Origin of the sequence: Streptomyces uncialis (assembly GCF_001905345.1) — a bacterium.
Classification (GTDB): Bacteria; Actinomycetota; Actinomycetes; order Streptomycetales; family Streptomycetaceae; genus Streptomyces; species Streptomyces uncialis.
Map to the genome: position 1 here is coordinate 56,969 of NZ_LFBV01000003.1, position 13,958 is coordinate 70,926.

Here is a 13,958-nt window from a genome sequence, read left to right on the forward strand (position 1 = left end):
GCGCCAGGGTGGAGAGGGCGCCCGCGTGTGCCTGGCCACCGGGGCGCCATTGCGTCAATGGTCTGCAACCCTGGCGATCGCCCCCGCGGCACCGCCGAGTTGGTCCCGTGTGTCTCAGGTCGTGGCCGTCGCGGCTGCGCGGTGGTGTTCGGTGTTGCTGCGCTGGGCTTCTTCGGGCTGGTCTTCGAGGAAGACGGTCACAGCGCCGAACGAGACGTCGCCGCTGCGGTGCGGCAACCGTCTGTGGTCAGGTGATGTCCTCACCCGTATGTCACCCACCCTCCCCTCGCCCGCTCGTCCACGGTGGCCGTACTGCGGCGACGGTGTCAGCGGCGGAGACCGCGCCGGCTGCATCGGCCGTTCCAAGGACCCGCACGGCGCCTGCCTGGCCCACCTCATCGATCGTGATCGCGACACCCACCTCACCGGTCTCGCGCCCGGCGACGACATCGACTACCGCGGCACCACTTTCACAGCACACCTCCTCGACCGGCTCCTCGGCGCCCTCACCGACCCCGCGACACAGCAACCACGCTTCGGAGCAGCGAAGTTCGGGTCGGCGGTGTTCGCAGGGCCCGCCCGGTTCGCGTCGGCGACGTTCACCGGCGACGCCCAGTTCAACTCGGCCACCTTCCACAGCGACGCCCAGTTCGGGTCGGCGGTTTTCACCGGCGACGCCTGGTTCAGCTCGGCGGCGTTCGTCGGCGACGCTCGGTTCGGGTCGGCGGTTTTCACCGGGCCGGCCCGGTTCGCGTCGGCGGTGTTCACCGGTGATGCCCAGTTCAACTCGGCCCGCTTCCACAGCGACGCCTGGTTCGGGTCGGCGGTGTTCGCCGGGCCGACCCGGTTCGGGTCGGTGGTTTTCACCGGCGACGCCCAGTTCGGGTCGGCGACGTTCAGCGGGCCGGTCCAGTACGACTCGGCGGCCTTCACCGGCGACGCCTGGTTCAGCCTGGCGGTGTTCACCAATGACGCACGGTTCGGCTCGGCCACCTTCCACAGCGACGCCCGGTTCCGATCAGCGGTGTTCGGCAGGGCTGTCAGCTTTCGTTCGGCGGTGTTCGAGCGGGCGGACGAGCTGGGTCCGTTCGTCTGTGCCGGGACGGTCGTGTTGTCGGGTGCGCGGTTCAACGGGCCGGTGACGGTGTCGATCGCGGCGCGGCGTGCGGCGTGCGTCCGGACGCGGTGGGTGTCGACGGCGGCGCTGCGGCTGCGTCATGCCGAGGTCGACTTCACCCATGCTGTCTTCGAGTATCCGCTGAGCATCGCCGCTGAGCAGGAGCCCTTCAGCGACGAGGACGGGCCTCTGTGCGAGGACCGCTTGGCAGGTACCCCGGGACCGCGTGTGCGGATGATGTCCCTGCACGGGGTGGATGCCGCGCACCTGGTTCTCGCCGATCTGGATCTGACCCGCTGCCTGTTCACCGGCACGATTCATCTCGACCAGATCCGTCTGGAGGGCGACTGCGCCTTCGCCACCGTCCCGCGACGGCGGCGGTTGCGTCCCTGGCGGTTCACCCAGCGCCGGACCCTCGCCGAGGAACACCACTGGCGCTCGCGCCGGCCCCACCCGGCCCCGGGCTGGCACCAGGCCCCCGCGACCACCACACGTACGGGGCCCGCGCAGCTCGCGCCGGTCTACCGGGCGCTGCGGAAGGCGTTCGAGGACAGCAAGAACGAGCCGGACGCGGCCGACTTCTACTTCGGCGAGATGGAGATGCGCCGGCACGACGGGGCCCGGCCCCGCGCCGAGCGGACGCTGCTGACGGCCTACTGGGCCCTGTCCGGGTACGGGCTGCGTGCCGCCCGCGCCGCCCTGTGGCTGGTGGCCGCGATGACGGCCACCCTGTTCGCGATGATGCTCTGGGGCCTGCCCGCCGACCACTGGAAGCCCGAGACCACCGCCGTCATCGGCGGAGGGCAGGTACGGCTCCCCGCGGAGAAGCCCGACCCGGTGAACCCGGGCAACGCCCTTCACGAACGCCTCACCACCCAGCGCTTCGAGAAGAGCCTGCGCGTGGTCGTCAATTCGGTCATCTTCCGCAGCAGCGGCCAGGACCTCACCACCGCGGGCACCTACGCCGAAATGACCTCTCGACTCACTGAACCTGTCCTCCTCGGCCTCGCCGTTCTCGCCGTCCGCGGACGTGTCAAACGCTGAAGACCACCTGCGGGGCGCTGAAGGCCACCCGCTGGGCCCGGACGGGGGAATCCGGCGAGCACCCATATCGAAGCGATGAACACCCGAAAGGGAACATCTCTCCCGGTCAGCACGCCCGACGAGGGCGACGAGGGCGATCGTCACCGCAGAGGAAGGCCCGCCCCCCAGTGGAACGGGCTCTCCGAGAAACACGCGACGGAGCGGGTTGGTCGCGGCGGCGGATGTGCAGGTGACCGTCACCGACGCGGTGTGGCGGGTGGGGACGTGATCCGGCGCGCTCTAGCAGGTGCGCCGGAAGGCGAGCTCCGGGAGGAGGTCACGCCATCTGGCCGGGGTGAGGTCTCCACCGGTGCGGGCGCAGATGTGACGGACTGCCCGGTCGGTGTCGAGTGTCCAGAGCCTGGCCGTGAGGTCGTAGCTCGCGGAGGCGAGGGTGTCGTCTCCGGGACTGAAGGCGACCGAGGTGACCGTGTCCAGGTGGCCGGCGAGTTCATGACCGAAGGGCTCGGCGCGGGCGGGGTCCGTGACGTTCCACAGGTGTACCGCGTGGTCCTCGCCGCCGGTGGCGAGGGTGCGGCCGTCCGGCGCGAAAGTCACCGAGGTGACACCGCCGCGGTGTCCGGTCAGCTCCTCGCCCAGAGGGCGGGCCCGGCCGGGTTCCGTGACGTCCCACAACCGAACCGTACGGTCCCGTCCGCCGGTGGCGAGGGTGTCGCCGTCCGGGGAGTACGCCACCGAGTTGACCCAGTCTCCGTGGGCGGTGAGAGGTACGCCCACGGGGCGGGCCCGGTCACGGTCGCTCACGTCCCACAGGCGGGCCGTCCCGTCCTGGCTGCCGGTCGCGAGAGCGCGCCCGTCCGGCGCGAAGGCCACGGAGGTGATCCAGCCCGTGTGGGCGACCAGGGGCTTACCGGCGGGACGTACGTCATCCGGGTCGCGCACGTTCCACAGCCGGACCCTGCCGTCCGCGCCGCCGGTGGCGAGGGTGCGGCCGTCCGGCGCGAAGGTGACGGTGAGCGCCCCGCCGCGGTGGGCGTCCGGGAGGGTGGCGACGGGGGCGGGACTGGTCGGCGCGGAGACGTCCCACAGCCGGACCGTGCCGTCCTCGGCACCGGCGGCGACCGTAAGACCGTCGGGGGCGAAGGCCACGGACTGGACGGGGGCCTCGTGGCCGGTGAGATGCCGGGGCAGCGGACGGGGACGTCCCCGCCGGCGGACGTCCCAGAGCCGGACCAGGGCGTCGTCCGTGCTGGCGGCGGCGAGCAGGAGGCCCTTCGGGGCGTAGGCCACGGAGGTGAGGGGGTTGGTGAAGTCGGTGAGGACGTTCTCCGGCAGATGCCAGACGCGGACGCTGCGGTCGGCGCCGGTGGTGGCGAGGGTGCGGCCGTCCGGGGCGAACGCCACATCCCACAGTCCCTCAGTGTGTCCGGTCAGCGGTTCGCCGAGCTGCCGCGGGTACTTAGGGTTGGCCACGTTCCACAGGATCATGGTGTCGTCCAGCCCCGCCGTGGCGAGCGTGTGTCCGTCGGGGCTGAAGGCCACGGCCCACACGGCGGCGGAGTGCGCGGCGAGCGGGTCGCCCAAGGGGCGCGGGCCGCCCGAGCCGGACACGTCCCACAGGCGCACCGTCTCGTCGTAGCCGGCGGTGGCCAGGGTCCTGCCGTCGGGGGCGAACGCCACGGACCAGACCGGCGCCTCGTGCGCGCGCCGCGGCTCGCCGCGCGGTTTCGCCCCGCCGGTGCCGTCCAGCCGCCACAACCGCACGGTCCCGGTGTGACCGGCCGTGGCAAGGGTGCGGCCGTCGGGCGAGAAGGCGACACCGCGGACGCTGCGAGGATCCGCCGCGACGGGCCGGCCGAGGGGCGCGGGCCCGGCCGGGACACGGGTGTCCCACAACCGTACGGTGCCGTCGGCGCCGGCGGTGGCGAGGGTGCGGCCGTCCGGGGCGAACGCGACATCGACGACGGACTTCCCCTCATGGCTGACCACGGGCCTGCCCACGGGACGCGGCCGCTCGCGGTCGCGCGCGTCCCACAGCCGTAGGGTGCCGCGGTTGCCGACCGCGGCCAGCAGCGCGCCGTCGGGTGAGTACGCCACGGCGCCTACCGTTGCGCCGGTGACGCGCAGCGGCTCGCCGAGCGGCTCTCCCCCGCCCGCCTTCGTCATGTCCCACAGCCGTACGGTGCCGTCGTGACCGCTGCTCGCGAGAGTCCGGCCGTCGGGGGCGAACGCCACGGCGCTGCCGATGCCCTTGTGCCCGGACAGCCGGGTGGACAGCACCCGGCCGGCGTCCGCGGCGAGCCGGGTCCGAAGGCCAGGGGTGGCGCGCATGTCGAGCGCGGCGACGTCGAGCCGGGCGGTCAGCGCGGTGTTCGTGCCGCGCAGCCGGTCGGCCTCCGCGGTGATCCGGCCGAACACCGCCTCGTCCCGCTCGTTCCGGGCGGTGTCCCGCAGCCGCAGGGCGACGACAGCGGTGCCCGAGGCGATCAGCACCAGAAGGGCGAGAGTGACCGACAGTCCGCGCAGGAGCCATCCCGCACGGCGCCGCCGGCGGAGGGAGGAACCGAGGAAGTCCTGCTCCGAGGGCGTGAGTTCGGTACTCCGGTGGTCCTGCGGGAAGGCGTCGCGGGCGGCGGCCAGCCGCGAGCCCGCGTAGAGCGCGGCGCTCTCCCGGCCGAGATCCAGCCAGGTGCGGGTCGCTTCGGAGAGCGTCCGGTGGACGCGCAGCCGGTCGCGTTCGGCGTCGATCCAGCGGCGCAGCCTGGGCCAGGCGGTGATGAGGGCCTCGTGGGCCAGTTCGACGGTGCTGTCGTCGAGGGTGAGCAGCCGGGCCCGGACCAGATGGTCCAGCACGGCACGGGTGTCGTCGGGGTCACCGAGTCCGAGTTCCGTTTGCTCGGCGGGCCGCCGGGTGTCGGGTGTGTTGTCGCCCGGGGAGACCAGCCGGAGCAGGATGCGGCGGGCCAGGTCGGCCTGGGCTGCGGTGAGTGCGCCGTACACCTCCTCGGCGGTCCGGACGACGGCGCCGCGCAGTCCGCCGGCCGCCTCGTATGCGGACCCGGTCAGGGTGCGGCCGGTGCGGTGCCGCCAGGTTTCCAGCAACGCGTGGGACATCAGGGGCAGTCCACCCGGTCCGTCGTCGACCTCGTCGAGCAGACGCGCGGTCAGGGCGCCTTCGACGACCAGTCCGGCCGCGGCGGCCGGCCGGACGACGGCCTCCGTCAGCTCCTCCCGGCTCATCGGGCCGACGAGCACAGTGGCGTCCTGCAACGCGGCCGTGAGCGCGGGGTGCTCCGCGCACCGGCCCAGGAAGTCGGCGCGGACGGCGATCACCACGCGCAGGGCGGCACCGGGGACGTCGGCGGCGAGGAGCCGGTCGATGAAGGCGGCGCGCTCGGCCGGGTCCGTACAGAGGGTGTACAGCTCCTCGAACTGGTCGACGATCAGCCAGGTGTCCGCGGTCGTGTCCGGTACGGGGACCAGTCGGTCCGCGTGGGCGCGCAGCGGCTCTGCGCCCGGGGTGAGGATTCGTACGGCCGCGGGGGGCGCGGGTGCGTCCGGGCCGGATCCCGGATCGCACAGACGCGGGATCAGGCCGGCCCGGAGCAGGGAGGACTTGCCGCTGCCGGAGGGGCCGAAGACAGCGGTGAAGCGGTGCCGCCGGGTCAGCGCGGTCAGCCGGTCCACCAGCCGGTCGCGCCCGAAGAACAGGGCGGCGTCATCCGGTTCGTACCGGGTCAGACCCCGGTAGGGCGGTCGAACGTCGGCGTCGGCGGACAGGACGGCGGCCTGAGCGCCCGTCTCGCGCCAGCGCCGCTCCCACTCCTCCGGGTCGCCGCCGCAGGAGCCGACGTAGGCGAGGGTCACCGCGAGCGTGGGGAGTTGCCCGCCGGCCGCCGCCTGCGACAGGGCGGTCGCCGAGAACGGTACATTCCGCGCCATCACTTGATACGTCGGGCACTCCACCGACTCCCGCAGGGCTCGGAGATCCGCGGCGAACCGCTGCACAGGTCCGGCCCCCGCCCCCGGGTCGAGCCGCCGCTCCCCGTGCTCCTCTCCGTGTCCGCTCACCTGCCTCGCCCGCCCCTGCCGCCGCTCTCGGTCCCCTCATCCCACGCCATGCGCCGACCGTAGCCATCACCGTCGGCACCCGGGCCCGATCCGGCCAACTCCCCATCCCCGGAGCCGATTCGGTTCGGCGATGCCCCCGCCTGTGCACACGGGCCTGCGCAGACGCTCGCGGAGCCGTTCGTCGAAGGTGCGGCCGGTGTGGTCCGCTGGAGACCGTGCCCGGGCGCCGTCGAGCCCGAACGAAGTAGTGCACTCCTCGTGAGAGGTGGCGCCCGGCCGCGCCGAATGATGGATTCTGCGGGGAGTAGTGCACGTGGGACGGGGTGGCGAACCTGGGTACCCGTGCGGGGCGTGCATCGGTCGCGCGGGGCCTGGCGGTAGCGGGCCAGCGGGATCGGGGTGGAGGCGCCGTCCCTCAGCGCCGTGGGTAGGGGCACTGTGGCGTAGCCGGTGGAGCGTCCGGCCGGCCAGGTCCTCGATGTCCTCGGGTGAGGCGAGCGGGTTGGCCGGCCCTGGACCGGGCCGCCATGGGCACCGTCCTGAGCGGCCCGGCGGGCTGCTCAGGTCAGTCGGCGACCCACCAGCCGGAGAGTTTAGGGGGGAGGGCCGAGCCGTGCGGCTCGGCCCATGCCGTGTACTCGCACTTGGACGTAGGCGTCACCGACAGGGTCACGGTGCCCTGGTCGGGGTGGACCCAACTGTTCTCCAGCGACCCTCGGCTGGGCCGGTTCGGGCAGTAGCCCTCCCGGAGGTGGATGAGCCGGAAGTAGTTGTGCGGGTTGCCGGTGATGTCCGCGTGGATCTTCCGCGTGTCCTCGTTGAGCCACAACCGGACGTTGGGGAAGCCCCCGCTCTCCATCAGGAGGCGGAACCGGTATGCCGCCGTCGCAGGGGCAGCCTCGGCCCCGGCGGGCGGTGAAGCCGTCAGGCTTGCGCAGAGTACGGCGGCGACCGCGCCGAGGCGAACGAAGGTCTTCCAGTTCTTGGCCATGTCTCCTCCAGTGGTGCCGCGCCGGGAAGACAGCCGGCGCGTGTGTGCTCGCGTACTGCCCATCGCTGAGGTGGCGCCATACGCTTCGCCGCGAAGGATCAGCCGGACGAATGACGCACGCCCCGCCCCGCCCCCCAGGCCCCAGTACCACGGAGCGCCTTGGCGAGCAGGAGAGCAAGAACGGGGCTCAACCGGCCACCCGCGACCACCCCGGCTCCCCGGCATGGAAATGAACAGCCAGAGGCACCGAGGCAACCCGTGCGGTAGACACCGAAGTCATATACGGCCTCTGACATGAGGCATCAGTCCAGTATCTGGATCAATTCGCTGCGAGTTGAGGTGTGTACCACCCGGCCGCGTGCTCCGTTGACGATGGGTAGGTACGGCGGGACGTGGCCGCACTCGACATCAGCGATGATCGGAACGTTCAAGGGGCCGAGCGCGTCGAGCACGGCTTGGTGCTGGGTGAGCGAGTCGGCGCCGGGTGCCGACGTCCGTGCCACAAGGATCGCGTTCGCCTTGTCGAAGAAGCCGGCCAGCCGCATCCCATGCAAGTTCCTGCAGATGGCGAAGGCGTCGTCGCCTCCTGCTTCGACATACACGAGGAGACCTTCCGGAGACTCCGCCTGTGCGAAGGCCGAGACATCGAGGTAGGGCGTTCCCGTGAGGTTGCACAGCATCTCGATACAGCCCCCGATCAGACGCCCCTCGACCTCCAGATCTCCCTCGCCGTCCAGCCGGGTCCACCTGCCGGGCGTGTCGAGCGTGTACTCGCGCACCTCCGGGTGGGCCCGGTAGTCGTCCCAGCCCGTGGCTCGGTAGCGGTTCGGCGGGGTCTGCGCGTACCGATGCCCCCGCGGGGCAGCGGCGATATCGAGCCATGACAACAGTCCTTCCGGTACGCGGTAAGGCGTGTCCATGAGGTTGTTGCCGTGCACGGTCGCCATCCCGGTGAGGAGGGTCAGCGGCGTGATGATGGTCGACATGTCGGAGAACCCGACAAGCCAGGTCGGCTCGGCATCACGCAGCCGGTCCCAGTCCAGCAGCGGCAGCAGGTCGATCGCCGTCTCCCCACCCCACGGCGGCACCACGGCTCTGATGCCGGGATCCGTCAGCATCGACATCAGCTCTCCCGCGCGATCGGCCGCAGGGGCACTGACATGGCCGGCACCGTCCATACAGCGGCCGACAACTACCTCGTATCCCCGGGCCTCTACATCGTGAATCGCCACGTCAAGGCGACTGTGCAGCTCTTTCGGGACCCCGCTCGAAGGAGAAGTGATGCCGATGCGGTCACCAGGACGCAGGGGGCGCGGGTATCGAACTGACATGCGCGGGAGTCTGACACGACACCACAGCGGCGCGATACCGACTTTCGGCATGCCCCGAAGGGCAGATCTAACCGGTCATTGTTCGGAACCGGCCTCCACACCCTGCGACACCCCTTCACCAGGCAGATGGCCCGGGTGGTCACCGCGGGCGGTCGGACGGCCGGTCGTACGTGCGGCGGGCGATGACGGAACCGGCGCAGCGAGGGCTGGCGGAGACGAACGCCAAGGACGGCCGACACCCGGTCCGGCACCTGACAGTGGCCGGTCGGAAGGCCCTGGCCGACGGCAACGAGCTGCCCCGGCGTCCGAGGGCCGTGACCGGGGCGAGGGCCGTCCGGGCCGGGTTCGGACCGCACGGCACCTCCTCGACAGCCGCCGACGTCCGCGGCATCACCATCGCGGTCTGGGTCAACACCCTGCCCCGCCTCCAGCAAGGCGAACCCTGGTACGCGATCGGCACGGATGACCCCGAACGGCGGCGCCTGCGCTCCCCCGAACCGTCCGGCCGCTGAGCCGCCCGCCCCTCGGGCAGCACCCGTGACCGTGAAGGGCCTGCGGCATCCGGCCCGCAGGCCGGCACCGGCACCGGCACCGGCACCGGCACCGGCACCGGCACCGGCACCGGGATCACGGTGCCAACAGGTGGGCTCGGACAGCTCCGGTGGGGTGCGCGCCGCCTCGCAGGCCGTAGACAGGACCCGTGGGACGCTACAGAGAAGGACCCCCACAACGGCTGTGAACTATGGGGAGTCCGGGCGGACGTACTCGATCAGGCGGGCCGGGTTGTCGGCCGCGTGTCCCTCCCGGACCGCCCGGTCGAGCCCTGCTTGGACGGGCGCGAGCCAGTCGGTGGGGAGGCCGAGTTCGCGGCTGGTGCGGATGATGTGGCCGACGGCCAGCTGGTTGGTGGAGATGTTGGAGACCTCGGTGGCGTAGTCCGCCTCGTCGACGACGCGGGCGCTCTCGGCGTCGAAGAGCCCGGCGAGCACCGTGTGGAACACGCTGGCCGCGTGCGGCTGGAACTCGGTCGCGGAGACGCCCGCCGTGCCGACCATGGCCTGTGCGTGGGTGAGCCCCTGCCCGGTCGCGTACAGCAGCGTGAGCAGCGCCATGTCGTAGAGCAACGGCAGTCCCGGGTCGTCCCCGAGGTAGGTGTTGGCGCCGCCGAGGACGCGGAGCAGGGGTTCCTGGGCATCGAACGTCTTTCGCGGGCCCCCGTGCAGGAGCAGGGTCCCGGGCAGGCCGATCATCTGCGGCACGCCCATGATCGCCCCGTCGAGGTAGTCGGCGCCGTGCGCTGCGGCCCAGGACGCGGCCCGGCGGGCCTCCTCGGGGGTGCCGCTGGTGAGGTTGAGCAGGGTGCGGCCGTCCACGTCGGCGGCCAGCGGGTCGAGCACCTGGTGGGCCACGTCGTACGTCGACACGCAGACGATCACCACTGGGGCGGACCGGACGGCGTCGGCGGCGGTCCGCGCGCGTACGGCGCCCTGGGCAGCCAGGGCATCCGCCTTCCCTGGTGAGCGGTTCCAGACGGTGGTGGGGTGGCCGGCGCCGAGCAGGGCGGCGGCCAGGGCCCGGCCCATCAGGCCGAGGCCGAGTACCGCCACGGGAGTGCGGGTCTGAACGGGGCCGGGGTTGGTGTTGTCGTTCGTGGTCATGGGACGACTGTGGCTTGCGGGTGTGCCGCTCGGGTGCCGCTCCGGTGCCGGTCGGCCGGCGCATATCGTAGGCGCATGCGATTCGGGGTGCTGGGCCCGCTGGCGGTCCGGGCGGCGGACGGGAAGCCGGCCGCGGTCCGCGAGACCAAGGTCCGCGCCGTGCTCGCCGCGCTGCTCGTGCATGCCGGGCGTCCGGTGACGGCCGACCGTCTGATCGAGGGCCTCTGGGGTACGCGGCAGCCCGTCCACCCGGCAGCGGCGCTGCGGGCCAAGGTGTCGCGGCTGCGGGCGGCGCTGGAGCGGGCCGAACCGGGTGCGCGGGGGCTGGTGGAATGGAGCCCCGCCGGATACCTGCTGCGGACCGGCGACGGTTACGCGAGCGTGGACGCCGAGCGGTTCCGGACGCTGACCGCACGGGCCCGTACGACCGCCGCCCCGGCCGAGCGCGCCGCGTTGCTGGCCGACGCGCTGGCCCTGTGGCGCGGCCCGGCGTACGCCGACTTCGCCGACGAGGCGTTCGTCCGGCCGGAGTCCGCCCGGCTGGAGGAGGAGCGGCTGACCGCCCTGGAGGACCGGGCGGAGGCGCGGCTCACGCTGGGCGAACACATCGCGCTGGCGGGTGAGCTGAGCGCGCCGGTCACCGCGCACCCGCTGCGCGAACGGCTGCGGGCGGCGCACCTGCGGGCGCTGTACGGGGCCGGGCGGCAGGGCGAGGCGTTGGCCTCCTACCAGGAGCTGAGCCGGTTGCTGGCCGATGAGCTGGGCGTCGATCCGGGACCGGAACTGGCCGCACTGCACGAGGCGATGCTCCGCCAGGAGCCCGCTCTCACCCCAGGCCCCGCCCCGTACGCCGCCCGCCCGCCCGTCGCCGCGCCGCCCCCGGCCACGAATCTGCCCGCCCCGCCCACGAACCTGCCCGCCCCGCTCTCCGGCCTGATCGGCCGCGAAGCCGCCCTCGCCGGGGTACGGGAGCGGCTCGGGCGGGGCAGGCTGGTCACCCTCACCGGCCCGGGCGGTGTCGGCAAGACCCGGCTCGCGCTGGCCGCCGCCGCCGAGTCGGCCGAACCGTACGATCCGCACGGCCTGTACGAGGACGGCGTGCGGCTGGCCGAACTCGCCGCTCTGGAGCGGACGGCGGACGTGCCCCGGATCGCGAGGACGCTGGCGACCGTTCTCGGCCTGCGGGACGAGGGCCGCACCACCACGGCCGAGCAGCTGGCCGACGCGCTGCGCACCCGCCGGATGCTGCTGGTCCTGGACAACTGCGAGCATGTGATCGGCCCGGTCGCCGAGCTGACCGGGGCACTGCTGCGGACGGCGCCCGGACTGCGTGTGCTGGCCACCAGTCGCGCCCCGCTGGAGGTTCCCGGCGAACTGGTGTTCCCGGTGCCGCCGTTGGAGACCCCGCCACCGGGCGCGTCGCACGGTGCGCTGCGGGAGTCGGGTGCCGTACGGCTGTTCGCCGAAAGGGCCGCCGCCGCGGTGCCCGGGTTCACCGTCGGCGAGGACAACGCCGCCGCGGTGGCCGCCGTCTGCCGCCGGCTGGACGGGCTGCCGCTCGCGCTGGAGCTGGCGGCCACACGGATGCGGATGTTCGGCGCGGCCGAACTGGCCGAGCGGCTGGACGACCGCTTCGCGGTGCTGGCCGGTGGACGGCGCGCCGCCCCGGCGCGGCAGCAGACGCTGCGCGGAGTGATCGACTGGAGCTGGGAACTGCTGACCGGGGCCGAACGGACCGTGCTGCGCAGGCTGTCCGTGTACGCGGACGGCTGCACGCTGGAGGCGGCCGAGGCGGTGTGCGCGGGAGACGGGGTGCGGCGGTCGGAGGTCCTCGGACTGCTGGGGCAGCTGGTGGACCGCTCGCTGGTCGTGGCGGTGGCCGGGCCTCCGGCACGGTACCGGCTGCTGGAGTCCGTACACGCCTACGCACGCGAACGGCTGGCGGAGTGCGAGGACGCGGAGCCGGGCGGGACCGAACGGGTACGGGCGCGGCACCACCGCTACTACGTCGAGTGGGCCGAGCGGGCGGAGCCCCGACTGCGCGGCCACGCGCAACGCGACTGGCTGCGCCGTCTGGACGCCGAGACCGCCAACCTGCGGACGGCCCTGGACGGTCTGGCGCGCGGCACCGGCGAAGACGCGGCGGAACTCGCGCTGCGGCTGGTGAACGCGCTGTCCTGGTACTGGTACCTGCGCGGCCGGCTCGGTGAGGCGCGCGCCGCTCTGGACCTGGCGCTGACCCTGCACACGCCCGGCCCCGTCCCGGAGCCGATTCCGCACCCGGGACCGATCCCGTCCCCGAAACTGAACCCGCTCCCGGAGACGGCGCCCGTCCGGGACCTGCGCGCGCGGGCCCGTGCCTGGCGCGCGGGCATCGCGCTGCTCATCCTGGACGGTGCCGACCGCACCCCGCTGGAGCGGATCCCGGACTTCCCGGCAGCCGTCGAAGACCCGGCCGCGCGTGCCATGGCCCAGTGGTTCCTCGGCTTCGCGCACACCGGCTTCGGCGATCCGGCCGTCAGCCGGGACCTGATCGACCGCGCCTACGCCGGGTTCACCGCCCTTGGCGACCCATGGGGCACGGCTGCCGCGCTGAGCGTACGGGCGTCGCAGCTGCACGCGTCCGGCACCGACACCGCGCTGCGGGACAGCGGACGGAGTCTGGCCCTGTTCGAACAGGTCGGCGACGGCTGGGGGATGCTCCGCGCGATGCGCGTGCGGCGCGGACTGGTCGAGATCGCCGGGGACTACGCGGCGGCCGAAGGCCTGGACCGGGACGGCCTGCGCCTCGCCGAGGAGCTGGGCCTGAACTCGGAGACCACCGCGCTGCTCTCCCGCACCGGCCGCACGGCGCTGCTGCGCGGCGACCTCGCCGCGGCCGAGGAGTACCACGAGCGCGCCCGCAGGCTGGCCGTCCACCACGCCGACCAGCGGGCCCGGGAGGTCGCCGAGGTCGGCCTCGCCCTGGTCGCCCGACGGCAGGGCAGACTGGCGGTGGCCGAGGCGCATCTGCGCACCTGGCTGGCCTGGTGCCGCCAGTGGGAGGGCGCCCCGGGCATCGCGCTGATCCTCGCCGAACTGGGCTTCGTCGCCGAGCTGCGCGGCGACGCCGCCGCCGCGACCGCGCTGCACGAGGAGGGCCTGGCAGCGGCGCGCGGCACCGGTGACATCCGCGCGGTGGCGCTCGCGCTGGAGGGGGCAGCGGGCGCGCGCGCGTTGACCGGACGGTACGACGAGGCCGCCCGGCTGCTGGGCGCGGCCGAGGCCGCACGGGAGTCGGTGGGGGCGCCGCTGCCGCCGGGGGAGCGCGGCGACGTCGAGCGGATCGCCACCACCGTACGGGCTGCGCTCGGGAGCCGCGGGTACACCGCGCAGCTGGCGCGGGGGCGGTCGCTCGGCACGGAGACCGCGGCGACGCGGACGACTGGACCGGACTGCCGCGATGAACCGTGCGGAGTCGGCTGACCGGCGTCCGGCTCCCGGACAGCGACGTCGTCGCTGCTCAAGGCCCGCCTCTGCACACCCCGGGGTCGACGATCGGACCCATGCCTCCTGCCGGGTCCGGTGACGTGTTCGGCCGTGTCCCGGCTCCTTCTCGCGGACCCGTTCCCGCCCGCCGCTGTCGCGTACGCCGAACGTCGGCTGCCCACCCGCCGACCCCCGACGGCGGGCACATGGACGGTGACAGTGGCCATCACCGGGGCCGGAGCCGGGACGGGAACAGGCTGACCGCCCCGCGCCCCACA

Annotated in this window: 7 protein-coding genes; 3 read left to right on the plus strand and 4 right to left on the minus strand. The window is 73.4% G+C overall.

Features of this window, described 5'->3' with window-relative positions; genetic code table 11:
• The first annotated feature begins 268 nt into the window (after window positions 1-268).
• A complete protein-coding gene (locus AB852_RS14380) occupies window positions 269-2,161 on the plus strand; it encodes a pentapeptide repeat-containing protein (RefSeq protein WP_073788032.1) in 1,893 nt (630 codons plus the stop codon).
• Between the two features lie 279 nt (window positions 2,162-2,440).
• Here AB852_RS14380 and AB852_RS14385 read toward each other — a convergent pair whose 3' ends face one another.
• The 3 genes from AB852_RS14385 to AB852_RS14400 form a co-directional block, all read right to left on the minus strand.
• Entirely contained in the window at window positions 2,441-6,103 is a 3,663-nt protein-coding gene (locus AB852_RS14385; protein ID WP_079184694.1) for a WD40 repeat domain-containing protein, read from the minus strand.
• A 694-nt stretch (window positions 6,104-6,797) separates the two neighbouring features.
• Window positions 6,798-7,223 (minus strand): hypothetical protein, encoded by a 426-nt coding sequence (locus AB852_RS14395; protein ID WP_073788036.1) that lies wholly within the window; start codon window positions 7,221-7,223, stop codon window positions 6,798-6,800.
• Between the two features lie 302 nt (window positions 7,224-7,525).
• Window positions 7,526-8,554, minus strand: a complete 1,029-nt coding sequence (locus AB852_RS14400; protein ID WP_073788038.1) for a S66 family peptidase — start codon at window positions 8,552-8,554, stop codon at window positions 7,526-7,528.
• Window positions 8,555-8,736: 182 nt separating this feature from the next.
• Here AB852_RS14400 and AB852_RS14405 point away from each other — a divergent pair, with 182 nt between their 5' ends.
• The gene (locus AB852_RS14405; RefSeq protein WP_073788040.1) at window positions 8,737-9,066 is read left to right on the plus strand and encodes a hypothetical protein; all 330 of its coding nucleotides are present in this window, start codon (window positions 8,737-8,739) and stop codon (window positions 9,064-9,066) included.
• 228 nt (window positions 9,067-9,294) lie between these two features.
• On the opposite strand, the gene AB852_RS14410 is transcribed toward AB852_RS14405, so the two are convergent.
• Complete coding sequence (locus AB852_RS14410; RefSeq protein ID WP_073788042.1) at window positions 9,295-10,212, minus strand: NAD(P)-dependent oxidoreductase; 918 nt, start codon at window positions 10,210-10,212, stop codon at window positions 9,295-9,297.
• Between the two features lie 75 nt (window positions 10,213-10,287).
• Between AB852_RS14410 and AB852_RS14415 the strand changes: the two genes are divergently transcribed.
• Window positions 10,288-13,677 (plus strand): AfsR/SARP family transcriptional regulator, encoded by a 3,390-nt coding sequence (locus AB852_RS14415; RefSeq protein ID WP_073788045.1) that lies wholly within the window; start codon window positions 10,288-10,290, stop codon window positions 13,675-13,677.
• Window positions 13,678-13,958: the final 281 nt, after the last annotated feature.